The sequence below is a fragment of the Myxococcus virescens genome, from assembly GCF_900101905.1.
GTDB classification, from domain to species: Bacteria; Myxococcota; Myxococcia; order Myxococcales; family Myxococcaceae; genus Myxococcus; species Myxococcus virescens.
The window spans coordinates 83,063-106,376 of sequence record NZ_FNAJ01000008.1 but is presented as its reverse complement, the minus strand read 5'-3'; the positions used below and the strand labels follow the sequence as shown (position 1 = coordinate 106,376).

Sequence of the window (23,314 nt, the reverse complement as noted above, 5' to 3'; positions counted from 1 at the left end):
TCTGCAACCGCGCTCTCCATCGTCTTGCACGTCGTCATCGCAGGCACCTCGGGTACAGCGAGAGGACAGCAGGGGCTGGGCGCGGTGAGTCACCCAGCCCCGTGAAGATCAGAGTCCGGACTCGAATGCGGCGCGGACTCGCTCGGTGAGGTCGGCGCCGCAGTCCTCGAGGACGCGGGACTGGTAGCGCGCGGCTGCCTCAGAGGACTGGGCGTCCCCGTCCTGCGCCCACGCCCTGCTGGCGCAGTCGGACGCCACCAGTCGCTGGAGGCACGTCGTCTCACCGGCGGACCAGCCGGCGTAGTCGCCGCCAGCCACCTGCGCCTCGGCCGCGTCGACGCAGTCCATCGAGGCCTGCGCCCTACGGTTCTGGGCCGCAGAGAATCTGCTGGGCTTCGGGCTTGTGCACCCGGCCACCACACACATCGTCAACAACAGCATCCAGCGCATCGTCAGCACTCCAGGATTACGGGTTGGGGGAAACAGCGCGGGCGGCCTGGGCAGCACCGGCCGCGCGCGAATCAGGGGGAGGGCTCGTAGAAGCCACCCAGTTCCTCGGCCCACGCGACGAGTTCCACTCCGTCGTCGAGCCGCACGCGGTACTGGTCCTCCGGGTCGTCCAGTTCGGTGTTCTGGAGCACTTCGAGAATGACGCCGCTCTTGCCCTTGTGCTGCTCGTGCTCCTCCCATGGGCCAGAGAAGGTGAAGCGCGCTCCGACGAACGGTGCTTTCACTTCGACGTATTCCATTGGTGGACTCGTGCGTTCGTTGGTTGGGGAGACAGCGCGGGCGGCCTGGGCAGCACCTCCCGCGCTCACGTCACAGCGAGGGGGAGGGCTCAGGGGACGGACAGGTCCAGCACGCCCGTGTTCCACCGCACGGCGCCGTCAATCACCGTGAGAACCGAGCCGGTCTTCGGAAGCTTGTCCGGCGTCACGGCGAAGACGTCCTGGGAGAGGACCGCGAAGTTGGCTCGCTTCCCGGCAGCCAGCACACCAACGTCCGCGCGGAGCCGCGCCTCCGCGGTGCCACGGGTGTAGGCCCGCACCACCTGCTCCATCGACAGGGCTTCGGTGGGGTTGAAGGGCGCCGTCACCAGGAACATCGCGTCCAGCCACGGGGACGGGGCATGGGGTCCGAAGGCGTCCGAGCCGAGAGCGAGCGTCAGCGGCTCCAGCACCGTCACCCCGTCGTCGTCCAGTTCCGGCGTCAGTAGGGAACGGAGCTTCAGCGCGTGCGTGTGCAGGTGGCCCGGGTGCTGCTCAACCATCATGCTGGGGATGAGGAACTGGTGGGTGCCCATGCCGCTAATGGACACCTTGAGCCGCTTCGCGCGCTTCACGTGGCTTTCACCCGTGACGTTGAAGTGCTCGATGGAGACCTTGCCCTTCCAGTTCACGCCCGGCCGCGCCTCCAGCCGCGAGAGGATGTGCTCGATGCCGGCATCGCCAATGGCGTGCACGGAGAGCATGCCGCCGCGCTGAAGAGTGTCGTCGATGGCCCAGTCCATCTGGGCGTCGGTCAGGTTCTTGATGCCGTAGCCTGCGTTCACATCGAAGCCGGTGGGGCACCACTCCGGGCGAAGGTAGGCTGCGGTGACGTAGGCGCTGCACGCCACCTGCGTCCCGTCGCTGAAGACCTTCCTGCGGATGATGCCGTCCGGACCTGGCGCACACTGCTGCCCAGCCCGCGTGATGATGCAGTGCGGGACGATGGCATCCGGCCTCGGGAGCTGCTGGATGACCGGCGCGAAGCGCTCGCCCTCATCCACGAAAATGTAATCGTGCGTCTCGCCCACGCCCACGGACTCAGCCCCAGCGACCCAGCCGCCATATTGCGAGACGTAGTGCGCATCCGGAACCATCCGGCTCAGGTACCGGACCAGCGGGAGAATGGCGTACTCCTGGAGGACGCCCGTCAAGCGCCCGGTGTCATCGCGCCCACCCCACCCGCCAAAGGGGTCGGGCTGGAAGTCACGGATGTCCGCAGCATCGAGCGCCGCGGAGTTGGACGCGCTGGCGTGCCCGCTCCACTCCAGCAGGACCACGGGGTGTTGCGTCGTGATGCTGTCCAGGAAGTCACGGGCCGTCACGCCCATGGCGTTCAGGTCCTCGTAGAGTCGCCTCCCGTAGTACCCGACGATGGGCGTTCCGGCGGGGCTCTGCGCCGCGCGCTCCGAGATGTAGACCACCCACTCCTGGACGGTCGGTCCGCCGTCGGGCGCCCAGGTGGATGGATGCGGACCCACGATGAACCGCTCGTCCGTCAGCTTCGCGACGTGGGCGTGGGAGTCGTTGAGCGTCGGGACGACAGTCATCCCTTTCAGGTCCACCCTGCGCGCGTGGGGGAACAGCAGTCGGAGGTCGCCCGTGCTCCCGGTGGCGGCCACCTTGCCGCCGCGCACCACGAAAGCCTCGACGAAGGGCCGATCATCGCGGGCGGTGAAGACCTTGCCGCCCTCATACAACGTGGACTGCTGGGCCAACGCGGGAGCGCTGGCGAGAGCTACGGCGAGAAGTGCAACGAGTCGATGGAACATACGTGTGGGGTGCTCCTGGGACTGCGAGGGACTGCTGCGTCGGCGTGAGCCGAGGCCGCGGGCCGGAGGTGCGCCGGCAGGTCGAGGGGAGTGCGCTGCTGCTCCGCGGCGGTGCTCGGGGCGTCACCCGCCCGAGCAGTGGAGTCAGAGCGGCGCGTCAGTGGACGGTGCAGGGGATGCAGCGGCGACCGCTTCCCTCGGCCTTCTCGTTGAGGGCTCGGACCAGGCCGCGGGCGCCGGGCGTGCCGCCGCCTTCGTCGTCGCAGTACTTGTCAACGGCGTCATCCAAGGTGTCCTTCCAGTCCGCGCTCCAACTCACGGCGTTGGGGCGCAGCCTGGGGCCCTGCGCGCGCTCCAACTGGTATGCCTCGGCGAGGCACGAGCGCAGGTACTCCGCGCGCACGCAGTCCTGCTCGAACGGCTTCATGGATTGAAAGTCCACCTCGTGCGAGGGGCCGGTGATGATTCGGCTCGTGTCGCTCAACATCGAATTGGCGCACACGTCCCACACATCCGAGGGGACGCCCGGCGGACTGGCGAAGCCATGTGGGCGCCAGAGCCTTGGGGACGACGAGCAGCCGACGACAGCAAGGGGGCCTAGCAGACAGACGAGTAGCGTTGCGATGTGGAGTCGCATTGGTTGCTCCGTGGTTGTGATTGTTGCGTGGGGTGCGGCTTGGGACGGGCGTGTCGTGCCCGTCACGCGGCCCAGGAGGGGACTCCCGGGCGGGGACTCTCAGGCGGGCTCGTAGGTCTGCGTCTCCGCGCACCACGCCACGTGCTGAACGGACTCAGGCAGGGCGGTGGCCGCATCCGACAGCCGGTAAAAAACGGACTCGTGTCGGCCGTCGGGAAAGATGACGTCGGCGACGCTCTGGTCGTCGCCGTAGCGCGCCAGCAACAGGTGACACGTCTCCCGGGTGACGGACACCATCTGGGCGCCCACGGGAATCGTCACCTCCGGGCCCACCATTCCACCCGGGCCGACTTCCCACCCAGCTACTGGCGCCGCCAGCGTGTAGATGGGCACCTTGTGCTTGGCCAACTTCTCGCGCGTCATGGTCGGTTGCGACATGGCTGCCTCCTGGTGCTGCATGGAAAAGGTGCGGCGCCCGGCCGGGTAGGGGGGCTGAACCCCGGCCGAGCACCGCGTGGCGTCTGCGTCACGCCGTGAGGACTGCACCGCCGCGGCCAATCCGCGGCGGGTGTGATGGCGGGCGGGGTAGATCGGCCCAGCGCCGAGAAGCGACTGGCCCGCCCGCCACCACGAGAAGGCCCCGCCCGTGTGGGCGCGGGGTGCCGCCTGATGGGAGGCGGCTGCGCGGAGAGCTGGGGCCGCAGCTCCGTCCGCGTGGTGATGCTCAGCCGTCAGAGCCCGGCTCGCGTCCGTTTTGGGCCGCGAGCATTCCGCGCCGGGAAATCTCCGCGAGCAGCAGGTCTCGGTTGGCTTCCATCGCCGGCGCCCACTGCGCCTTGGGCTCCTCCAGCAGCTTCTCGTTGGCCATGTCCACTGCGGCGTTCAGTTCGCCGTCCGTCATCGACGAGATGGGTTGATTCTTCCAGGGGCCAAAGCCGCACTTCGCCGCTGTGGCCCTCTGTGGTGCGCTCGTCCCAACCGGCGCCTTATTACGGAGCACCAACTCGTCATGAATGGCGTCGAGCGAGGTCCTCAGCGCCGGAGCATTGAAGATGTTGGGCTGCCGCTTGAGCATGGCCTCGCCCTCTGCCGCTGCCTCGACGAGGACTTCGGTAGCGGCCTCCGTGCGCCGCACTGCCTTGTGTTTGCCAAAGCCGATGGCATCCGTGGGCGCGGTCCCGGCGGGGGGCTCAGTGCGGCTCGCTTGTTCGGGCGGGCGTGAGTCGCGAGAGGCAGGGGAGGTGGTGCGGCGCTCGCCCTGCTCCGCCACCTGGTTCGGCTTGCCCTGTTGCGCGGAACCCTGCTTCTCCTGGGGGGGCTGCTGGGGCTGCTGGCCGTTCCGTGGCTGGCTCTGTTGGCCGCCTCGCTGTTTCCCCTGGGGGCCTTGCTCGGGCTGCTGCCGGTTGCGCGACTGGCTCTGTTGCGCGCCACGTTGTTGCCCCTGCTGGCCGGTCCGCTGCTGGCTCTGCTGCCCGCCGCGCGGGTTCGCGTCGTCCTGCTCTGGGTCGTCTCCCGTGGGAATCAAGAATAGCTTGAGCAGGGCGTACTTCGTCGCGCCCGTGAGGGCCTTGTACGTCGCCTTGTCGCCCGGGTCCTGGCCCTCGCCCAACACCTCGAAGGACAGCGCCTCCCCACTCTCTCCGTCATGCAGCGTGAAGCGGACGGTCAGCGTGACGAGGCGGTCCTTCTGACGATCCGGAGGGGACCACTTCGTGTCCACGACGGTGGGGATGAGCATGAGGGCGCGGTCCGCCATCCCCGTGCGAACAGCCGCGACGATGTCCGCCTCCGTGGCGTAGTCGTATTTGTGGAAGTTGTTACGCCCGGACTTCGGGACGTGCCCGACCGACCCCATCACCTCTGCAAGCTTCCGCACGAGACTCAGCTTCCGCTGAGGCTCCGCCGGGGGGTGATAAACGAGTCCTGCCGTTGCTGACGTCATTGGTCAAACCCTCTCACTCGTATTCCTCGCCAGCGGCCTGCTCGGCCCGGCGCAGTAGCTCTCTCAACTCGGCCTCTACTTCGTTGGCCTCGTCGTCCCACTCGATGTCACCGGCGCGGTGCTTGCCTTCGTGCCCGTACCGCAACTCGCACAGCACCCACGCGCGCTCGGGGTCCTCGGTGTATGCGTGGCATCGCTCGTCGAATCGCACTGAATCCCCGAGGTTGATACACAAACACAGTACCCGGGGAGTCTGACTCTCAATGCTGCGTGGCCTCCATCGCGTTGATACGTGCCACGCCCTCGTTCCACGCGGTCGTCCGTGCCCACCACAGCTCCACGCTCAGGGCCGCGAGCAGCGCGCTTTCCTCGGTGTCCAGCTCGCGCAGCACCCGGGCCTGTGCCGTCAGCGTGCCCTGCAATTCGCGCCAGCGCGCCTGCGTGGCGGGCGTGCCGTCGGGGCGGAGCTTCGCGAGCTCGTCCTGCGCCGCGCGCTGTGCCTCGCGGGCCTGGGCTTGGCGCTCGGGGAGGGCGTCGGCCTCCTCCAGGCACTGGCGGATGCGGCCCGACTCGGACGGACGCCACCAGGGCTCCAGCCCGCGCAGACGGCGGGCCACGTCCGTGAGGTCGCCGCTCACGGCGCCGCCCCAAGGCCCAGCGGACGGCGCACCCGGTACCAGCGGCGCCACGCGGGGTATGCGAGGCGCCAACAGAAACCGAGCGCGCCGAGCCAACCGAAGGCCAGCGCCAGGCCGGCGAGTCCCAGCCAGGGCAGGAGGGCGCGGAGCTGCGCGGCGCGCGGCGAGCACTCCACGAGGACCGGCTCGCGGCCCTCCGCCTCGGCCTGCTCGCGTTCCCGGGCCGCAATCGAGTCCAGTTCGGCGCCCATCAGCAGCGCCACGAGGGACACCGTCAGCCCGGCCACTTGGGCCAGCGCCTGCGGCAGCGGGGCCGCGCCCAGCGTGGCGTGATGCTGGGCCACCGTGGCGCCGAGGAGGAGGGTGCCGTACACGGCGCGCTCCACCATCCAGGTGCGCACTCCGGCCGCCGTGGCGCGGGACTCGAGCACCAGCAGCGCGCGCCGTGCCCAGGGGCCCGGGTCCTCTCGGCTGTCGACTACAAGGCAAAGCTCCGCCAGCAGCGCCATGGGCGCCTCCTGCAAGGGATTGGGGTGAGAGGCCGGATGCGCTCCGGCAGGCGGGCCCCGCGGTGTGCGCAGGGCCGGGCCACTCAGTCTTCGTCGTCGCCGATGAGCTCCAGCAGTTCCTCGGCCGCCCGCGCCTGCCGCTTCTTGTCCTCGGTGAGCGGGGGCGGGTTACGCCACCGCTCCAGCGCGTCCTCCACCATCTTCTCCGTCTTTTCGTCCGTCATCGCTGCCCCCTGTGTCCTGCGTGCCTCGGCGTCCTCGCTGGCCACCCAGCTCGCGCACCGTCCCGCCCCTCTCCCTCCCGGGAGCCCCGTCCGTCCGCCGTTCCAACGAAACTCAAGGTAGCGCCTCGGATATATATCTGCAAGTGGTTTGCGGAAAATATATCCGTGGGTACTATGTGAGGGGCTCACGAGGTGGTTGCCATGGACGCAGCCGCCCACATAAGGAGGGGAGTCATGCCTGTGGCGGCAGCCACCCGACGCAAGGAGATCGTCCCGATGGGACTGATGGACAAGCCGGACCCGCTGGAGGAGCTCGAGCGGCAGTTGATGCTCGACACCGCGAGGAACTGGCGGAAGCTTGAGTACATCGCCGATGTGCTGGCGAAGCGTGGCATCAAGTCCCCCATCACTCGGAAGCCGGTCACGAAGACCGACGTGAGCAGGGATTTTCACGCCCAGGGCATCAAGATGTGGGAGGCGCTCGAAGGCGAGGTCACCGACGCCATGCTGGCGGAGATGGAGCGCGCGAAGGAGGCAGAGCGCGCCAAGAAGACGGCCAAGAAGAAGTCCGCCGCGAAGAAGGGCGGCTCGAAGTGAGCGCCGCGAAGGGCCCGTACCGCGGGCCAAGAGTGCGCGGGCTACCGGAGCGCATGGGGCGCGTCTACCTCTCGCGCGGTGACGAGGGACAGCCCGCGCTGCTTCAGGCGGCAACAGGCGAGACGCCGCACCTGCAACTGCAGCCCGTGCAGGTGCTCGTCACGGCCTTACCCACCCCCGGAGGTGTTGCGATCCAGGTGCAAGGGGAGCCGCCTCCCCGGGGCCGCGTCACTGAGGCAGTGCTGGGGGCGCTCGAGGGCGCCGCCGAGCTCGTGGAACACGTCGGACACGGGCAGGCCGTGCGTGAGCACCTGTCGCGCGTGTGTCCACCAGTAAGCAGCATCCCGGTTCGGACGCGGGCCGGGCGCCATCGGTGGTCGCCAGCGCTTGCGGTCGCTGCCGGGCTGCTCCTGCTGGTGTGGCCCGGGGCCACGGTCCACGTTCGGGTGCAGGAGCCGCCACGGAGCGAGTTCACCTGGGACGTCCCTGCGACACCTGCGAACGTGGCCTACACTGACATCCTCCATGGCAGCTCGACGCCAGAGCCATGGACGATGCGCAAGCGCATCGTGATGCCTGACGGGCCGCTCGAAGGGCAGGACACCCCGCCCTGTCCGAAGGGATATGTCGCCATCCGCGGTGGTTGCTGGGCGAAGCTTGATGCCAAGGCACCTAACTGCCCGGAGCGCTCCGTCGAGCACCAGGGCAACTGCTACCTGCCCATCAAAGGTGAGCGTCCGGTGCCCATGAGCATTGGCCGGGAGCGCGGACGGTGACGCCCGCTGTCGCAGCTCGCCCGCGCCGTGCTCCGCGTCGGCCGCCGCCTCGGCTCACCGCAGCCAGGCGCGACGCGGGCACCTGCTGCGCTTCGTCCGTGCGCGTCGCCTGTGATTGCGGTGCCGCGTGGGAGTGTCCGCAGCACCAGGAGCGACACGGGCAGCACACCGACGGCGACTGAGCGGGAGTCGCTGTCAGCCCAGCAAGACTTGACAAACCCCCTCCCCAGGGGGCACCTTGGCCGCAGCATCAACCTCGCTGAGCGTTACACGGTCAGTCAGCGAGCATCCCACAGATTCGAGAGCAGGGGCCGCACCAGTGCGCTGGACGGCTTTTGCTCCGGCACCCGACGGTGCTCCTGACCGTCGCCGTCGGCGTGCTGTTTTCGAGGTGCGCCGTGCCCGCCCAGCTCCCGACAGCAACGAGCCGAGACGCAGGGCACGGCGTGTACCGCCCGTGGCCGTCCACGTTTGCGACACCAATCCCAGACACCGGATTGCCTGTCGCTGACAGTATTAGACAGTGCGTGGTTGGGGTGTGTCTCAGGGTGAAGTTCTGCTGCTCAGGAGAGATGCCGGTTCCGTGTATTTGTCGAGAGGCGTGGCGGTCGCAGTGCGTGTGTGTCGCGTGAAATAGGCTGCGGTGGATTGAGGCGCACCTTGTGTTTCATGGAGATGGCGAATAGCGGCGCTCGGGCGAGGACAGGTGCAGTCGCCATCTCGACATTGGCAGCGGCCGTGCATCTGCTCACTCACGGCCCGGCGGTGGACGTCAGTACGTCGAGGTATCTGATAGGATGTTCAGGGGTGGAAAACCAGTGATGGGCAACTGCGACAGCGGTAGCGGAGATGGGGTGGGGCTGAGAGCGCCGACCCTCACTGTGGTGCCGGAGGGGGGCCTTTGGACGGCTGTTGAGACGGCCGCCTACCTCAAGGTGTCTCCCCACTGGGTGTGGCGTCAGGTGCGAATGAACAGCGGACTCCCCTTCATTCGCCTTGGCCGGAATGTGCGTTTCGACCCGAGCAAGGTTCGCGCCTGGGTGGCGTCGCGGTCGAGTGGGGGAACGCAGTGAAGCCCGGCGCCTACTTCCGGCCGAACAAGGCTGGAAAGGCCGTGCTTGCGGCCGGCAAGCGCCTCTATCGCAAGGCGCCAGACTTCGGTACCTGGTACGTGCGCTACAAGGACGCGGCCGGCGCCCTCATTCGCGAGCCGTGCGGCGAGGCTCTGGAAGAGGCCGCGACGAAGCGGGCAATGGAGCTTCACCTCTTGGGGGAGAAGCGGCGCGCTGGGCTGGAGCCTGCGGCGTTCAACATCATCCCCTGCACGAAGCTCCACTCGCAGTACCTTGAGGCCCACGCGCACCTGTCCAGTCAGGACCCGATGAAGTCGCAGATGAAGAACTGGTTTGACCCACACTTCGGCCGGAAGCCCACGTCCGACGTTACGCCGGCGGACTGCGAAGCGCTGCTCGCGAAGGCGCGCACGGCAGGGCAGGCGGCGGCAACGGTGCGGCAGCTGCACATCCGCGGGCGCCTCATTTGGGAGTACGGCGTCAACCGACTGCGCGTCGCGCGCGAAAACCCGTGGAAGGCCGTGCCCCGGCCAGAGGTCGCCAAGAAGGATGTCCTGTTCCTGTCCCGCGAGCAGGTGGAGAGAGTGCTTGAGGCGGCCGGGCAGTTCCGGCTGCTCATTCTTCTGGCGGTGCTCACAGGTGGCCGCCGTGGTGAGTTCGGCGCGCTGAGATGGAGCGACTTTCATTTCGATGAGGGGCCGACTGGCACCGTCCACTACCAGCGCAGTTGGGGCCGTGCGACGACGAAGAGCTTCAAGGCGCGCGTGGTGCCACTGCATCCGGCGCTGCTGCCGGAGATTGCAGCCGCCCGCCGCACCGCGACGTCGGAGTACGTCTTCCCGGCACCTCGCAAGGGAGGGATGCGGCACGAGGCCTGGCACACGGCCAGACTGCTGCGCAACATCGCCAAGCGCGCTGGAGTGGAGATGCCGGAAGGCACCACCTTCCACACGCTTCGCAAGACGTTCATCACCCACCTGATTCGGGACTCGGGTGGCGACATCGCCGTTGCCCAGCAACTCGCCGGACACTCCACTCCAGCCGTCACTGCCACGTACTACGTAGGCCGTGATGTCGAGCATCAGGCCAGCCGAGTCAGCGCCCTTCGTCTGGTTTCCATTCCCGCAGTTGAGCACGCGGCGAGCACACGGGGTGCCGCCAACTCACGCAGCACACACGCAACCACCATGGAGGTCTCAATGAATCCAATGCGTTACGACTCAGAGCCGCCGCGCCGCAAGCCCAAGGCCTTCATTTTTTTATAGAAGTGACCGCGTTCCAGGTCGAGCAACCGCGCGGCTTCCGTCACGTTGTCGTGTGTATGGGAAAGCACGTGCTGGATGATTTCCCGCTCGGCGTCTTCCACCTGCTCGCGGAACGTCCGGTCCGCGCGAGGCCGGAAGCCCACGGGCGCGGGAGGCTCGGTCGCCACCGGGGCGGCGATGGCGGGCGCGGGCGTACTGGACGCCAGGACCACGGCCGCCTCGGGAGAAGGAGGGGGCAGGGGGCTCGCGGGTGTCTCCACCGGTGAGGGCGGCGGCACGTTCCGGCCCCGGGGCAACAGCTCCAGCGCATCCGTCCGGGTGACGATGGGGCCTTCACACAGGATGGCGAGCCGCTCCACCAGGTTGCGCAGCTCGCGCACGTTGCCGGGATAGTCGTAGGCGCTCATCACCGCCAGCGCGTCGGGGGACAGCGTCAGCGGCCGGCGTCCATTCTTGGCGCAGGCCTCGTCGAGGAACGTCTTGATGAGGTCCGGCAGGTCTTCGCGCCGCTCGCGCAGCGGAGGCGAATGAATCTGCACCACGTTGATGCGGTAGTAGAGGTCCTCGCGGAAGCGCCCGGCGGCAATCTCCGCCTCCAGGTTCTTGTTCGTCGCCGCGACGACGCGCACGTCCACCTTGTGCGTCTCCGCGCCGCCCACGCGCTCCAGCTCACCTTCCTGCAACACGCGCAGCAGCTTGGCCTGCATCGCCTGCGGCATGTCGCCAATCTCGTCCAGGAAGAGCGTGCCCTCGTGGGCCAGTTCGAACTTGCCTCGCCGCACGCTCACCGCGCCGGTGAAGGCGCCCTTCTCGTGGCCGAACAGCTCGCTCTCGATGAGCTCATGCGGCACCGCGGCGCAGTTGAGCTTCACGAAGGGCTGCCCCTTGCGCTTCGAGTGCTGGTGCAGCGCCCGCGCGATGAGCTCCTTGCCCGTGCCGTTCTCACCTGTAATCAGCACCCGGCCCTCGGAAGGCGCCGTGCGCTGGATGAGCGAGAAGATGCGCTGCATGGCCGGTCCACTGCCGACCATGTCGTAGCGGCCCAGCTGCGCCCGCAGCTCCTGGAGCTCCGCCATGGCGGCCTGGTGCTTGAGCACGTTGCGCAGCGCCACCAGCAGCCGCTCCCGGGCGATTGGCTTTTCCAGGAAGTCCCTGGCTCCCAGTTGGGTGGCCTTCACCGCGGTGTCGATGGTGCCGTGCCCGGACATCATGATGACGGGCAGCTCCGGCTTCAGCTCGGTCAGCTTCGCCAGGGCCGTGAGGCCGTCCATGTCCGGCATCTTCACGTCCATCAGCACCGCGTCCACGGGACGGGCGCTGACGACATCCAGGGCCACCTGCCCGCTGTTCGCCAGGTGCGTTTGATACCCCGCCAGTTGGAGTGACTGGCTCAGGGTGAGGAGGATGTTCTTCTCGTCATCGACGATGAGGACAGAGGCGGGCATGGCGGGCTTTCCCCGAGGCGAGCCACGGGGCGCGCCACACGCGGGTCAATCGTGACAATCTCACGGAAAATATTTGGAGATTCAAGGGTTTCGACGATGGGGTGGGGTGTCCTGCGCGGGACAAATGTTTTGACTCACCCCCTCCAGTGAGACTACACGCCAACGACTACACCCCCGCGGGCGCGGGCGCGTTTTCGACTACAGAATTCTGGAGGAAATAATGCGTCAGATTTCCCTTTTGGCGGGGCTCTCCCTCGCCGTCGCCATCATGGGCGGCTGCACCCCTTCCTATCCGAAGTGCAACGAGGACGAGCACTGCGCGGAGAAGGGCGAAGTTTGCGTCCAGGGCCAGTGCCAGGAGTGCGCCACCGACGCCAACTGCCAGGAGGGTTTCACCTGCCAGGCGAACAAGTGCGCCCCCAAGCCGCCGGAGTGCACCACGGACAGCGCTTGTGGCAGCGGCCGCATCTGTGAGGCCGGCAAGTGCGCCGAGGCCCAGTGCCAGCAGGACACCCAGTGCCCCGGCGGCGGCAAGTGCGAGTCCGGCCGTTGCCAGGCTCCCGAGAACACCTGTGCGTCCAGCGCTGACTGCGGCGAGGGCCAGGAGTGCCAGGCCGGCCAGTGCGTGACGGCCTCCGCGGACCGCTGCGACTGGAGCCCCATCCCGTTCGGCTTCAACGAGTCTGGCCTGTCCGCGGACGCGCAGCAGCGCCTGTCCGACCTGGCTCAGTGCATGAAGACCGCGCCGGGCCGCGTCACCCTGGCGGGCCACGCCGACGAGCGCGGCACCGAGGAGTACAACCTCCAGCTCTCCAACCGCCGCGCGGCGTCCGTCAAGCGCTACCTGACGGACCTGGGCGTGCCGGCCAGCCAGCTGGGCACGGTGGGCTATGGTGAGACCCGCCCGGTGAACTCCGCTTCGTCCGAAGACGCGTGGTCCGAGAACCGCCGCGTCGAGTTCCAGCGCTAGTCTGAGGTAGGCTGCGCGTGTGATGGCCGTCCAAGAGCCGGAAGCGCGTCAGTCCTATCTCGTCTTCGCCTGTGGCAGTAGCTGGTATGCGGTACCCGCGGAGAGCGCGGCGGAGGTCGTGACCTTCCCCGAGCTCACGCGGGTACCTGGCGCTCCAGCCCACCTGCTGGGCGTGTTCGCGCATCGGGGTGAAGTCATCCCCGTCGTGGACATGGGCCTGCTGGTGGGCGGCGTCAGTCAGGGTTCCCGAAGGGCGGTGCTCGTGCGCCTGCCGCGTGGGACCCTGGCCCTCACGGCCAGTACGGTGGCCGGCGTCTCCCCGGTGACGGGCACGCTGGAGCCCCTGGGCCCCACGGGCGTCCACGTCCACCTGCGCGGCCCCGCCAAGAGCGGCCCCCGGGACGTGGCCGTCATCGACCCGGAAGGGCTCTTCGACCACCTCAGTCAGGGGACCTGAGTCATGGAGCCGCCGGGCCACGTCCGGGGAATGCTCCTGTGTCATGCCGGTCCCCACCGGCTCGCCTTCCATGCGCACGAGGTGGCCTCCATCGCGTCGCCCTCCGGGCACGCGGCGGCCTCCGCGCGCCGGGCCTTCCATGAGACGGAGGGTTCCGCCCGCGTGCTGGTGTCCGCCTCGGGCGGGGCGGTGGGCGTGGACGCGCTGGAAATCGACGCGGAGCCGCACCGGGTGCTGCCCGCGCCGCTGGTGACGGTGCGCGCGTCAGGGGGCAGCCTCCAGGGCTTCGTGATGGCGCGAGGAGCGCTGTGGCCCCTCGTGGGACTGGCGGACTTCGAGCGCTTCCTGCGCGGGCATCCAGGGGAGGGTGCATGACGGTGCCCGGGGGCATGAGGGGCCTGGCGCGGTGGACCGCGCGTCCCGCGTTGTTGGGCAGTTCCATGGGCACGGTGCTGGTGCTGCTGCACTGCCAGCTCACCGGCACGGTGCCCGAGGGCACCTGGGGGCCCTTCCTGCTGCTGGTGGGCGTGGCGCTGTCGCTGGCGCTCTGGTTCACCGGCGTCCATGGCAGGCGCGCGCTGCGGGTGCTGTACGCGCTGGGCGAAGGCCGGCTGCCGTCCACGCACGAGGCCCTGCTCAAGGCGCTGCTGGAAGCGCGCTCCTTCCCGGAGCGGAGCTTCGCCTTCGTCCTTCAGTGCTGGCTGTTGGCCTCGCTGGGCGTGGCGCTCGTCTTCGTACCGCTGGTGGGTGGGACGTGGATGCTGGGGATGCGGCTCGCGCTGATGGGCCTGTTCCTGGGGCCGCTGAGCGCGCTGTTCGTCTACCTGATGGTGGCTCGCCGCGCCCGCAAGGCGGTGGAGTTGGTGGCGGCCCAGGGCTTGTCCCCGCTGGAGGTGGTGGCCACGGCGCCGCCGCGCCGCCTGCACATCCGCCGGCGGATGGTGCTCTTCACCGCCATCGCCGTGCTCAGCCCGTCCTTCTTCATCCTCGACGCGTCGGTGACGCGGGCGATGGACGCGGTGGATGCGATGGTGGGCGCGCCAGCCCACGTGCAGCGCGACGTGGCGGGACGGGCCAGTGAGACGAGCGGGCTCGCGGTGGCTGGATTGGTCGCGGTGCTGGTGATGATGACGGCCTATGTGGGCGGCGCCGTCATCGCCGAGCCGCTGCGCTCCATCACCGAGGACGCCACGCGCATCGCCCAGGGCGACTTCCGCCCGCCGCGCATCATCGCCGCGGAGGACGAGGTGTGGGCCACCTCCGCCGCCTTCGCGCAGATGCAGACGCAGCTGGGGCAGGCGCTGGCACAGCTGCGGCGCGCGGGCCTCCAGATTTCAACCACCACCGAGCAGCTGGTGGCCACGTCCGGTGAGCAGGAGTCCGGCGCGGATGAGCAGTCCGCGTCGCTCAACGTGACGAGCGCCACCACGGAGGAGCTGGCACGCTCGGCGCAACAGATTGCCGGCAATGCGGAGTCGGTGTCCGCCATCGCCGAGACGACCTTCGCCGCCGCGCAGACGGGACAGCGAGGCGCCGCCGCCTTCCTGGGCGCGATGCAGCGCATGAAGGAGGACAACCAGGCCATCGCGGACGCGGTGGTGCGGCTCAACAAGCGCGTGCAGCAGATTGGCAAGGTGGTGGAGTTCATCAACGAAATTGCCGACAAGTCCGACCTGCTGGCGCTCAACGCCGAGTTGGAAGGCACCAAGGCGGGCGAGGTGGGCCGCGGCTTCTCATTGGTGGCCGCGGAGATGCGGCGCCTGGCGGAGAACGTCATCCGTTCCACGAAGGCGATTGAGCAGCTCATCGCGGAGATTCGCGATGCGACGCACGCCGCGGTCATGGCCACCGAGGCGGGGCTGAAGACGACGGACGCGGGCACGGTGCTGGCCGCGCAGGTGGACGAAAGCCTGAGCCTCATCCTGGAGCTGGCCCGGCAGACGTCCCACGCGGTGCGCAGCATCTCCCTGGCCACGCAGCAGCAGCAGACGGGAACGGACCAGCTGGCGGCGGCCATGGGCGACATCCTCCGCGTCACCGAGCAGAACTTCGCGGCCACCAAGCAAATGGCGGCGGCCAACGCCGACCTGTCCACCCTGGCGCGTGATTTGAAAGACGCGGTGGAGCGCTTCCACGTCGGGCCGGGAGGTGACGCGTGAGCGCGCAGAAGGGCCCCAGGCGGGCCTCCTTCAGCCGGCATCTCATGGCGCCCGTCCCGCTGGCGAACCTGGTGGGTGCGGCGCTCAGCCTGCGTTTCGCCTCGCTCACCCTCGCCGAGCCGCTGGCGGGCCGGATGGGCTTGATGGGCATCCTGGGCGGCGCGCTCTGCGCGACGGCGCTGGTGTCGGGGGCCGCTGTGTCCCTGGGACGGCAGCGCACCCTGCGCGGGCTGGAGCGTGGGGATGTGCCCACCACGCCGCGGACGCTGGCGTCGGCGGTGGCGGAGGTGACGCGCGCGCCGGACGAGGCCTTCCTGGGCTCGCTGGGACTGTGGCTGGTCACCACGCTGGCCCTGGGCGCGTGCATGTGGCTGGGCGTGGGCGTGGAGTTGGCGGTGGCCGCTCGCATCGCCGCGCTGGGCCTGCTCTTCGGGCCGTTGACCGCGCTGCTCGTGTACTGCCTCGTCGTGCTTCGTTCGCGCAAGGTGGTGCTGTGGCTGGCGGAGCTGGGCATGACGCACGCGCAGCTCATCGAGGCCATGCCCCGGCGCGCGGAGCTGCGTGCGCGGCTGGCGGCCTTCGCCTTCGTGGCGGTGATGACGCCCGCGGTGCTGTCCGCGCAGCTCGCGTCGGCGCTGAGCAACCACATCTTCACCCGGCTCATGGCGGAGCGGGACGTCAGCCGTCAGGTGATGTTGGCGCAGGAGCTTCGAGTCGAGGCGCTGACGCAGGGCGGAGGGCTGGTGCTGCTCGTCTTCGCGCTGGCGCTGACGGCCGCCTACCTGGGCGGCACCATGCTGGGGAAGCCCCTCCGGGAGCTGTCGCGCGAGGCGAAGCGCATCGCCGAGGGAGACCTGGCCAGCCCGCGCGTGGTGCCCGCGGAGGACGAGGTCTGGGACGTCTCCGCGGCGTTCACCACCATGCGCGTGCATCTGGCGGACGTGATGTCGCAGTTGCAGCGGGCGGGCGCGCAGATTTCGGCGACCACGGAGGAGATTCTCACCACGTCGGGACGCTACGAAGCGGGCGCGACGGAGCAGGCCAGCTCGCTGGACGAGACGAGCGCTACCACGGAGGAGCTGGCGCGTTCGGCGCGGCAGATCGCCGAGAACGCGGGCTCGGTGGCGGAGATTGCCCAGCGCACGCTGGGCGCGGCGCAGCAGGGGCAGGGGAGCGCGGAGGCCTTCCTGGGCTCCATGGCGCGCATGCGCCAGGACAACGGCGCCATCTCCTCCGCCGTGGTGCGGCTCAACAAGCGCGTGCAGCAGATTGGCAAGATCGTCGAGTTCATCAACGGCGTCGCTGACAAGTCGGAGCTGCTGGCGCTCAACGCCGAGCTGGAGGGCACCAAGGCCAGTGAGGTGGGCCGGGGCTTCTCGCTGGTGGCGGCGGAGATGCGGCGGCTGGCGGAGAACGTGCTGGAGTCCACGAAGGAGATTGAGGGGCTCATCGAGGAGGTGCGCGAGGCCTCCGCCGCGGCCGTGTCCGCCACCGAGGGCGGCGTGCGCGCGGTGGAGACGGGCACCACGCTGGCGCAGCAGGTGTCCGAGTCGCTGCGGCAGATTGTCGACCTGGCCGGGCAGACGTCCTACGCGGTGCGCAGCATCTCCCTGGCCACGCAGCAGCAGCAGATGGGCACCGACCAGCTCGCCGACACGATGGCGGACATCCTCCGCATCACCCAGCAGAGCCTCAACGCCACCAAGCAGGTGACGACGGCGAACACGGACCTGCTCGTGCTCGCCAGGGACCTGCAGGGCGTGGTGGAGCGCTTCCAGATTGGCCAGGAGCCGCTGGGGGAGGAGGGCGGGTGACCCCGAGCGAGCGCCTGCTCAGGCAGTTCCGGGACCTGGTGACGGTGCGCCTGGAGCGCATCACCCGGTCCTTGATGGAGCTGGAGTCTGGCGCCAGCGCGGAGGCGGGGCGGGGCGTGCTGCGAGAGCTGCACGGCTTGAAGGGGGAAGCCCGGATGATGGGCTTCGATGACGTCAACGTGCTGGTGCACGAGATGGAGGAGCTGGTCCGCTGCACCGAGCCCTTGCGCTACGCGCTCTCACCCGCGTCCACGGATGCGTTGCTGACCACGGCGGACGCCGTGCTCGTGTTCTCCGGGACGCAGGCCGCCGATGAGCCGCCGCCCGCGGTGGAGCGGCTCGTCGCGTGGTTGCAGGAGTGCGTCCGCTCCGAGTCGGTGCGGCTGCCGCCCGGAAGCCTCGCGCCCGCAGAAGGAGCCCCCGCGACTCCGGAGGCCGCTGGCCGCGTAGGCGCCCAAGGTGGCCCCCCCTCCGCCGTGCAGACGAACCCGGGGGCTTCTCCGGGGCGGCTGTTGACGGTCCCCGTCGCGGAGGGGACCCGGCCTCACGTGCCTCCACCGGGCCGGAGCGCGATGCCCAGCCTCGTCTCTCCGCAAGCCTCTGGCGCCGCGGCGTCCTCCGGGGCGGGAGCCCGGGCGGCCTCCTCGGCTCCATCGGTGCAGGGGGCCAACGGCCTCACGGCACCCCGACAGCCCGAGTCACGTCCGGACACCGCGGTGCGCATCGGCGTGGAGAGCCTGGACCTGCTCACCAGCGCCGTCACCAACCTCACGCAGGTGGCGCGTCGCCGGGAGCTGGCCAATGCCCGGCGCCTGGCCCTGGCCCGTGAGCTGAGCCAGCTTGCTCGCGAGGCGGAAGACCTGGGGCCCGCGGGCGCCGCGCTGGCGGCACGGTTGGGTTCGGCCAAGGAGATGGCCGCGGTCCTCCACCGCGAGTCGAAGCTGCTTTCCAACGCGGAACTGCGCGACCTGGGCATGTTGGTGGAGGAGGTGCAGACGCTGCGCATGCTGCCGCTCTCCGTCCTCTTCGAGCCCTACCCGCGCATGGTGCGCGACCTGTCCCGCGCGCTGGGCAAGGAGGTGGAGCTGGTCGTCGATGGCGAGGACACTCGCGCCGACCGCGCCGTCGTGGAGGCGCTTCGCGAGCCGTTGATGCACCTGGTCCGCAACGCCCTGGACCACGGACTGGAGACGCGGGTGGACCGCGTCACGGCGGACAAGAAGCCGCGTGGCTGTCTCACGCTGCGTGCCGCTCGAGAGGGCAACCGCATCAACCTCCGTGTCGAGGACGACGGCATGGGCGTGGACCCCGTCCAACTCCGCAAGGTGGCCGTGCGCAGGGGGCTGTTCGACGAGAGCGCCGCCAACGCCCTGTCGGACGCCGCGGCCCGCGAGCTCATCTTCCTGCCGGGCTTCACCTCGCGGGACGTCGTCACCGACCTGTCGGGCCGGGGCGTGGGGTTGGACGCGGTCCGCACCTCCATCCAGGCCCTGGGCGGCGACGTCGGGGTGGAGTCTGCGCCGGGCTGGGGCACCATCTTCGAGCTGCGCGTCCCCGTCTCCCTCACCGTGGCCCCGCTGCTCTTCATCCAGGTGGGGACGGAGACGCTGGCCCTGAGCGCCACCCATGTCTCGCGGGCGCTGAAGGTGGACTCGGTTGACCAATGCGAGGTGGCCGGCCGCCCGTCGCTCCTGGTGGAAGGCCGGGTCCTGCCGCTGGCCCCGCTGTCGTCACTGCTGGGGCTGGGGCCTCCGCGGCCCGCTCGCGAGGGTGAGCTTGCCCTGGTGGTGAAGAGCCAGAGCGGCGCGGCGGCGCTGGTGGTGGACCGCGTCCTGGAGGAGCGGGTCCAGGCCATCCTCCCCTTGAAGGGCATTCTGGGCCGCTTCGGCCACCTCACCGGGGCCACGTCCCTGGCGGATGGGCGCCTGGCCATGGTGCTCTCGGCGGCCTTCCTCACCGCCAGCGCTCACCAAGGCAATGCCTTGCCGCGTCCTCCCCCATCGGTGGAGCCCGGTCCCGAGGCCCGGCGGCGCCGCATTTTGGTGGTGGATGACTCGCCCCTCACCCGGGAGCTCATCGCCAACCTGCTGGAGGCGGTGGGGTACGACACCGTCATCGCCTCGGACGGCGCGGAGGCCCTGGAGGTCCTGGAGTCTCATCCCGTGGACCTGGTCGTCACGGACCTGGAGATGCCGGGGGTGAACGGCCTGGAACTGGCCCGGCGCCTGAAGGGGCACCCCGTCCATTCGAGGCTCCCGGTGGTCATCCTCACCACCCGTGGCGGGGAGGATGACCGGCGGCGGGGGTTGGCGGCCGGGGTGGACGGCTACATCACCAAGGGCGACCTGGTGCGCCAGGACCTGGTGGATGTGGTGCGGCGACTGCTGGGCTGACAGGCCCCTGCATTGGCTGTACCCCGCCGGCGTGTCGGCGGGATGGAAGCCATGCGGGTTGAGGGTGAGGGTTGGAGCAGAGGAGGCGAGGAGGGCCGCTGACGGGGGCAGGCCGGTAGGTAGACTGCCGAGCCATCGCGGCGGTGTCGATCAAACCCACCGCGCTCGAGGACCAGTCCGATGGGTTACGACGTGAGGTGGGTTCGATACGACGACACGCTCCACACTGCGGCGTTCGTCAAGGCAGCCAGCCAGGAGGCAGAAGCGCGCGGAGGACTCGAAGTCGAGTTCAAGCGCGGAGCCGGTGTGACCCGCTTGCTCGTCAAGTTGCCGCGCAGCGCACTCGAGGTGCAACCGGGTGAATCGGAACGGGCCCCGGACGAAGGGGAGCGCTGGGGCGAGATTCACTTCAGCGTCATCCCCTCAGCTCAGCGTGGCTTCGAGGTCCTCCGACACTTTCCGGATGAGCGAGGTTACATCGCGCTCTCGCGCTCCGGAGACGACGTGCTGATGCTGCGCGACGACGGAGTGGTGAGCCGGTGGGACGGCGTGGCCGTTCACGACGGGCCCCGCGTGTCCGAAGGATTCCTCGACGATCTCTGGTCTCCAGAGCCGGGAGTGGCGTGGGTCGTGGGGGACGAGACGTATCACCTCGGTCCCAGCGGCTGGACGCGCGTGGAGACGGGGGCGGGCGTTCCGCTTCATCGGGTCTCCGGTCGCCATGCGCGAGACGTATGGGCAGTCGGAGAAGGGGTTGTCTTTCATTGGGACGGGGCTCAGTGGAGTCGAATCCCTTCGCCCGATTTCGGAGTGGGCTATGGCTTGTGGGTCGACGCCGAGGGGGTCTGGCTGACGGGCTCGAACGTGAAACTGCTTCGGCTCGAAGGCTCGCAAATGGTTCCGGTCGAGATTCCAGACGGCGCCAGCGCCGAACACTCCTGGTACGAGGCCATCTTCCGAAGTGGCGGCGAGCTTTGGCTGGCAGCGGAAGGCGAATGCGTTCGCTGGAACCGCGGCGGGGCCACGGTGCTCAGGACCGGCGTCGAGGGCCCCTCTGCCTTTGCAGGTACTTCCTCAGACGCGTTGATCCTGGTGGGGACGTGCACCTCGGCCTGCTGGGACGGCGGCAGCTGGTCGCCCGTCGAATCGCTCACCGAACGGTACGTGGATGCGTGCGTTTACAGCGATGGTTCAATCCTCGCGTCGAATCCGGATGAAGGGCTCACTCGCCTGGTGCCCAGAGGCACGCACGCCGTGCTCTCTGTCAGCTCCGGCTTCAGTTCCAATCGCAACCTATGGCTTTCGATCGCTGAACTCGCCGCCGCGATTGCACGTCGCCTGAACATGACGGTTCAACCTTAAGTCGACAGAGTTCCGACCGTCCGCGCGCCCTCCCGGTCTTCGCTGCACTGGCCCGAAGGGGCGCGCCTCAGGAGAAGCGGACCTTGAACTTCCGCTCTCCCTCGGCGGTGCCGATGAGGATGGGTTGATTCGGCTCCGGGTCCACCACGCCGCCGCCTGCGGTCTCGAACGTGATGACACTGCAGCCGGTCGCGACCCAGCAGGTGCGGCTCACTCCACGGCGAAGTGATAGTTGGAGCCGTAGTCGCTGTCGTAGCTCACGCAGGAGCTGCGGTCCGTGTTGCGGAACCACATCTCCAGGTGGCGGGCGCCGGCCGGAGCGGTGATGGCCGTCGGCACGGACCAGCCGGAGCCGGTGACGGCCGTCTCGTGGATGGGGCCGTTGTCGAAGCGGTACTGCGCGACAATCGCCCAGGCCGGGCCGTTGTATGTCGCGCGACACTCGGGCAGGCGGGCCACGTCGTAGTTGACGATGAACTGCTCGCCGGCGCGCAGCGTGCCCGCTACCGCCTCGTCCCAGTTCGCGTTGAAGGAGAGGGTCGGCGCGCCGATGGCGAAGTGGTAGTTGTTCCCGTGGTTGGAGTCCCAGGCCTGGCAGCCCTGGCTCGAGATGTCGAACCACATCACGAGGGCGCCGCTCAACCCCGCCGGGAGATGCAGGGTGCGCTGGGTGGGGTTGCCGTCCGGCGCGTGGCCGGCCACCCAGAAGCTCACCACCGGGCCGCGGTTCACCTGGACGTGGCCGGTGATGGTCCAGGTCGGGTTGCCCGAGGAGGTGGTGCCCCGGCACTGCGGCAAGCGGCTGATGTCGTAGTTGACGACCACCTGCCCGCCCACGGGAATCAGCTCCACCGACGGCGTCTCGTTCCAATCGCCATCGAAGGTGATGGAGGTGGGGGTGGTCTGCGCCGTGGCCGTGGACGCCACCAGCACCAGCGGGAGGAGGAAGGGAAGAAATCGCCGGACCAAGATGCGCTCCTTTCGAGCGGCAGAGGGGTCGGACGGCGGTATCCCGGCTCCCGCGCATCGGGTCAATGACTTCCCCGCTTATCTATATAGGATGGAAAAAACCATATTGAGGGTGCGAGTCGGAGCGGAGGCGGGCCGCTGACGGAGGGCTGATCGAGCAGCGAGCCCGGCCGGTGGAGAGGCTGCGCAGCCCCATGGCGTGCCCGCCAGCCCCGGCCACGCGCCCAGGAGGTGCGCGGCAGGGGGGGCGGATTCTCTTGGCCGTGGCGGCTCGAGCCTCAACACCACGAAGTATGAGGGGCACCCCGTCCATTCGAGGCTCCCGGTGGTCAGCCTTCACCACCCGTGGGGGGAGGAGGACCGGCGGCGCGGGGGCTGGCGACACCGCCCAGGGCAACCTGATGGATGTGGTGCGGCGACTGCTGGGCTGACAGGCCCCTGCATTGGCTATACTCCCGGGCTCGCGCACGGGGTATGGACAGGGCATGGGCAAGAAAGTGTCGGTGCTGGTGGTCGATGACTCCCTCATCTGCCGACAGCTCATCTGCGAGGCGCTGAGCAAGGACCCCGATATCGAAGTCGTGGGCACCTGCGCGGACGGCAAGCAGGCTGTGGAGATGACCAAGGAGCTGCGTCCCCACGTCATCACCATGGACGTGGACATGCCCGTCATGGACGGGCTCACGGCCACCGAGCACATCATGGCCGAGTGCCCCACGCCCATCCTGGTGCTCACGGCGGACCCGCGCTCACAGGCGCCGGAGCTGACGTACCGCGCGCTGGAGCTGGGCGCGCTCGCCCTGCAAATCAAGCCTGCGATCGACGCCGGGCCGGACGCGTGGAACCTGGTTCGCGAAATCCGGCTGCTGTCCTCGGTGCGTGTCATCCGCCACCTGCGCCGGCCCCAGCGCGGCCCGTTGTTGCCGCCCCGGGTGGCCACGTCGGTGCTGCCAGCGGTGTCCATGGGCGTGGTGGTGGTGGCGGCGAGCACGGGCGGGCCCCAGGTGCTCTTCAAGATGCTGTCGGAGCTGCCCGCGGACTTCCCGGCGCCCATCGTCATCGTCCAGCACATCAACGCCGCCTTCGCGGAGTCCCTGGCGGGGTGGCTGGCCGGGGCCAGCAAGTTGAAGGTGCGGCTGGCGCAGGACGGAGAGCCGCTGATGCCGGGGCACGTCCTCATCGCTCCGCCGGGGCAGCACACCGTCATCCCCTTCCGGGGACGCGTGGGGATCAAGCTGGGCGTGGAGCGGGATGGGCACATGCCGTCCGGCACGGTGCTGCTGGAGAGCGCCGCTCGCACCTATGGTCGGCGCGCGGTGGGCCTGGTGCTGACGGGCATGGGCGCGGATGGCGCGGATGGCCTGCTGGCCATCAAGCAGGCGGGCGGACTGGCGGTGGCGCAGAACGAGGAGTCCTGCGTGGTGTTCGGCATGCCGGGCGCGGCGGTGGAGCGGAAGGCGGTGGACCACCTCATCCACGGTGACGAAGTCGCTTCGACGTTGGTGCGACTGGCGCGGGGAGAGTCCCTCTCGGTGGGACGCTGAG

The 23,314-nt window shown here is 69.2% G+C and carries 25 protein-coding genes; 12 read left to right on the top strand and 13 right to left on the bottom strand.

The window, feature by feature from the left end; genetic code table 11:
* Positions 1 to 108: 108 nt before the first annotated feature.
* The 10 genes from BLU09_RS22845 to BLU09_RS38850 all read right to left on the bottom strand — a co-directional run bounded on the left by BLU09_RS22845 (position 109) and on the right by BLU09_RS38850 (position 6,489).
* Positions 109 to 348 (bottom strand): hypothetical protein, encoded by a 240-nt coding sequence (locus BLU09_RS22845; protein WP_143043172.1) that lies wholly within the window; start codon positions 346 to 348, stop codon positions 109 to 111.
* A 173-nt stretch (positions 349 to 521) separates the two neighbouring features.
* Entirely contained in the window at positions 522 to 749 is a 228-nt protein-coding gene (locus tag BLU09_RS22840) for a hypothetical protein (protein ID WP_090491627.1), read from the bottom strand.
* Between the two features lie 89 nt (positions 750 to 838).
* Positions 839 to 2,539, bottom strand: a complete 1,701-nt coding sequence (locus BLU09_RS22835; RefSeq protein WP_090491626.1) for an amidohydrolase — start codon at positions 2,537 to 2,539, stop codon at positions 839 to 841.
* Between the two features lie 157 nt (positions 2,540 to 2,696).
* Entirely contained in the window at positions 2,697 to 3,026 is a 330-nt protein-coding gene (locus BLU09_RS22830) for a hypothetical protein (protein WP_090491625.1), read from the bottom strand.
* Positions 3,027 to 3,275: 249 nt separating this feature from the next.
* Positions 3,276 to 3,614 (bottom strand): hypothetical protein, encoded by a 339-nt coding sequence (locus BLU09_RS22825; protein ID WP_090491624.1) that lies wholly within the window; start codon positions 3,612 to 3,614, stop codon positions 3,276 to 3,278.
* Positions 3,615 to 3,900: 286 nt separating this feature from the next.
* Positions 3,901 to 5,052: an ERF family protein gene (locus BLU09_RS22820; RefSeq protein WP_167371132.1), complete on the bottom strand. Its 1,152-nt coding sequence runs from the start codon at positions 5,050 to 5,052 to the stop codon at positions 3,901 to 3,903.
* 79 nt (positions 5,053 to 5,131) lie between these two features.
* Entirely contained in the window at positions 5,132 to 5,329 is a 198-nt protein-coding gene (locus BLU09_RS22815; protein ID WP_143043171.1) for a hypothetical protein, read from the bottom strand.
* Between the two features lie 49 nt (positions 5,330 to 5,378).
* Positions 5,379 to 5,756, bottom strand: coding sequence for a hypothetical protein (locus BLU09_RS22810; protein ID WP_090491621.1), 378 nt, complete (start codon positions 5,754 to 5,756; stop codon positions 5,379 to 5,381).
* Positions 5,753 to 6,265: a hypothetical protein gene (locus BLU09_RS22805; RefSeq protein WP_090491620.1), complete on the bottom strand. Its 513-nt coding sequence runs from the start codon at positions 6,263 to 6,265 to the stop codon at positions 5,753 to 5,755. The genes BLU09_RS22810 and BLU09_RS22805 overlap by 4 nt, the downstream gene beginning before the upstream one ends.
* An 83-nt stretch (positions 6,266 to 6,348) precedes the next feature.
* A complete protein-coding gene (locus BLU09_RS38850; RefSeq protein WP_167371131.1) occupies positions 6,349 to 6,489 on the bottom strand; it encodes a hypothetical protein in 141 nt (46 codons plus the stop codon).
* Positions 6,490 to 6,690: 201 nt separating this feature from the next.
* Between BLU09_RS38850 and BLU09_RS22800 the strand changes: the two genes are divergently transcribed.
* From BLU09_RS22800 to BLU09_RS22780, 4 genes are all read left to right on the top strand, one after another.
* Positions 6,691 to 7,086, top strand: coding sequence for a hypothetical protein (locus BLU09_RS22800; protein ID WP_143043170.1), 396 nt, complete (start codon positions 6,691 to 6,693; stop codon positions 7,084 to 7,086).
* A 53-nt stretch (positions 7,087 to 7,139) separates the two neighbouring features.
* Entirely contained in the window at positions 7,140 to 7,862 is a 723-nt protein-coding gene (locus BLU09_RS22795) for a hypothetical protein (RefSeq protein WP_208610768.1), read from the top strand.
* Between the two features lie 797 nt (positions 7,863 to 8,659).
* Positions 8,660 to 8,935 carry a helix-turn-helix domain-containing protein gene (locus BLU09_RS22785; RefSeq protein WP_306440810.1) on the top strand — a complete coding sequence of 92 codons (276 nt, stop codon included), beginning with the start codon at positions 8,660 to 8,662 and terminating at the stop codon, positions 8,933 to 8,935.
* Positions 8,932 to 10,200 (top strand): tyrosine-type recombinase/integrase, encoded by a 1,269-nt coding sequence (locus BLU09_RS22780; RefSeq protein WP_090491616.1) that lies wholly within the window; start codon positions 8,932 to 8,934, stop codon positions 10,198 to 10,200. The genes BLU09_RS22785 and BLU09_RS22780 overlap by 4 nt, the downstream gene beginning before the upstream one ends.
* Here the strand turns inward: BLU09_RS22780 and BLU09_RS22775 are convergent.
* Entirely contained in the window at positions 10,149 to 11,645 is a 1,497-nt protein-coding gene (locus BLU09_RS22775; RefSeq protein ID WP_090491615.1) for a sigma-54-dependent transcriptional regulator, read from the bottom strand. The genes BLU09_RS22780 and BLU09_RS22775 overlap by 52 nt on opposite strands.
* 220 nt (positions 11,646 to 11,865) lie before the next feature.
* Between BLU09_RS22775 and BLU09_RS22770 the strand changes: the two genes are divergently transcribed.
* The 7 genes from BLU09_RS22770 to BLU09_RS22740 all read left to right on the top strand — a co-directional run bounded on the left by BLU09_RS22770 (position 11,866) and on the right by BLU09_RS22740 (position 20,800).
* Positions 11,866 to 12,615 (top strand): OmpA family protein, encoded by a 750-nt coding sequence (locus BLU09_RS22770; protein ID WP_090491614.1) that lies wholly within the window; start codon positions 11,866 to 11,868, stop codon positions 12,613 to 12,615.
* Positions 12,616 to 12,637: 22 nt separating this feature from the next.
* Positions 12,638 to 13,072 carry a chemotaxis protein CheW gene (locus tag BLU09_RS22765; RefSeq protein ID WP_163884324.1) on the top strand — a complete coding sequence of 145 codons (435 nt, stop codon included), beginning with the start codon at positions 12,638 to 12,640 and terminating at the stop codon, positions 13,070 to 13,072.
* A 3-nt stretch (positions 13,073 to 13,075) separates the two neighbouring features.
* The gene (locus tag BLU09_RS22760; RefSeq protein ID WP_090491613.1) at positions 13,076 to 13,447 is read left to right on the top strand and encodes a protein CrdC; all 372 of its coding nucleotides are present in this window, start codon (positions 13,076 to 13,078) and stop codon (positions 13,445 to 13,447) included.
* Entirely contained in the window at positions 13,444 to 15,231 is a 1,788-nt protein-coding gene (locus BLU09_RS22755; RefSeq protein ID WP_011555120.1) for a methyl-accepting chemotaxis protein, read from the top strand. Before BLU09_RS22760 ends, BLU09_RS22755 begins: the two co-directional genes overlap by 4 nt.
* Entirely contained in the window at positions 15,228 to 17,045 is a 1,818-nt protein-coding gene (locus BLU09_RS39915; protein WP_090491612.1) for a methyl-accepting chemotaxis protein, read from the top strand. Before BLU09_RS22755 ends, BLU09_RS39915 begins: the two co-directional genes overlap by 4 nt.
* The gene (locus tag BLU09_RS22745) at positions 17,042 to 19,438 is read left to right on the top strand and encodes a hybrid sensor histidine kinase/response regulator (RefSeq protein ID WP_090491611.1); all 2,397 of its coding nucleotides are present in this window, start codon (positions 17,042 to 17,044) and stop codon (positions 19,436 to 19,438) included. Before BLU09_RS39915 ends, BLU09_RS22745 begins: the two co-directional genes overlap by 4 nt.
* Positions 19,439 to 19,618: 180 nt before the next feature.
* The gene (locus BLU09_RS22740; RefSeq protein ID WP_090491610.1) at positions 19,619 to 20,800 is read left to right on the top strand and encodes a hypothetical protein; all 1,182 of its coding nucleotides are present in this window, start codon (positions 19,619 to 19,621) and stop codon (positions 20,798 to 20,800) included.
* 67 nt (positions 20,801 to 20,867) lie between these two features.
* Here BLU09_RS22740 and BLU09_RS38845 read toward each other — a convergent pair whose 3' ends face one another.
* Positions 20,868 to 21,014, bottom strand: coding sequence for a hypothetical protein (locus BLU09_RS38845; protein WP_167371130.1), 147 nt, complete (start codon positions 21,012 to 21,014; stop codon positions 20,868 to 20,870).
* The gene (locus BLU09_RS22735) at positions 21,011 to 21,769 is read right to left on the bottom strand and encodes a DUF6209 family protein (RefSeq protein WP_090491609.1); all 759 of its coding nucleotides are present in this window, start codon (positions 21,767 to 21,769) and stop codon (positions 21,011 to 21,013) included. Before BLU09_RS22735 ends, BLU09_RS38845 begins: the two co-directional genes overlap by 4 nt.
* Positions 21,770 to 22,254: 485 nt before the next feature.
* Here BLU09_RS22735 and cheB point away from each other — a divergent pair, with 485 nt between their 5' ends.
* Positions 22,255 to 23,313, top strand: coding sequence for a chemotaxis-specific protein-glutamate methyltransferase CheB (gene cheB, locus BLU09_RS22730; protein ID WP_090491608.1), 1,059 nt, complete (start codon positions 22,255 to 22,257; stop codon positions 23,311 to 23,313).
* Position 23,314 lies beyond the last annotated feature (1 nt).

Coding starts and splice junctions, on each gene's coding strand:
- BLU09_RS22845 (WP_143043172.1), bottom strand. CDS start 348: ATGGACTGCGTCGACGCGGCCGAGGCGCAGGTGGCTGGCGGCGACTAC.
- BLU09_RS22840 (WP_090491627.1), bottom strand. CDS start 749: ATGGAATACGTCGAAGTGAAAGCACCGTTCGTCGGAGCGCGCTTCACC.
- BLU09_RS22835 (WP_090491626.1), bottom strand. CDS start 2,539: ATGTTCCATCGACTCGTTGCACTTCTCGCCGTAGCTCTCGCCAGCGCT.
- BLU09_RS22830 (WP_090491625.1), bottom strand. CDS start 3,026: ATGTTGAGCGACACGAGCCGAATCATCACCGGCCCCTCGCACGAGGTG.
- BLU09_RS22825 (WP_090491624.1), bottom strand. CDS start 3,614: ATGTCGCAACCGACCATGACGCGCGAGAAGTTGGCCAAGCACAAGGTG.
- BLU09_RS22805 (WP_090491620.1), bottom strand. CDS start 6,265: ATGGCGCTGCTGGCGGAGCTTTGCCTTGTAGTCGACAGCCGAGAGGAC.
- BLU09_RS38850 (WP_167371131.1), bottom strand. CDS start 6,489: ATGACGGACGAAAAGACGGAGAAGATGGTGGAGGACGCGCTGGAGCGG.
- BLU09_RS22800 (WP_143043170.1), top strand. CDS start 6,691: ATGGACGCAGCCGCCCACATAAGGAGGGGAGTCATGCCTGTGGCGGCA.
- BLU09_RS22795 (WP_208610768.1), top strand. CDS start 7,140: ATGGGGCGCGTCTACCTCTCGCGCGGTGACGAGGGACAGCCCGCGCTG.
- BLU09_RS22785 (WP_306440810.1), top strand. CDS start 8,660: ATGTTCAGGGGTGGAAAACCAGTGATGGGCAACTGCGACAGCGGTAGC.
- BLU09_RS22775 (WP_090491615.1), bottom strand. CDS start 11,645: ATGCCCGCCTCTGTCCTCATCGTCGATGACGAGAAGAACATCCTCCTC.
- BLU09_RS22770 (WP_090491614.1), top strand. CDS start 11,866: ATGCGTCAGATTTCCCTTTTGGCGGGGCTCTCCCTCGCCGTCGCCATC.
- BLU09_RS22765 (WP_163884324.1), top strand. CDS start 12,638: ATGGCCGTCCAAGAGCCGGAAGCGCGTCAGTCCTATCTCGTCTTCGCC.
- BLU09_RS22760 (WP_090491613.1), top strand. CDS start 13,076: ATGGAGCCGCCGGGCCACGTCCGGGGAATGCTCCTGTGTCATGCCGGT.
- BLU09_RS22755 (WP_011555120.1), top strand. CDS start 13,444: ATGACGGTGCCCGGGGGCATGAGGGGCCTGGCGCGGTGGACCGCGCGT.
- BLU09_RS22740 (WP_090491610.1), top strand. CDS start 19,619: ATGGGTTACGACGTGAGGTGGGTTCGATACGACGACACGCTCCACACT.
- cheB (WP_090491608.1), top strand. CDS start 22,255: ATGGGCAAGAAAGTGTCGGTGCTGGTGGTCGATGACTCCCTCATCTGC.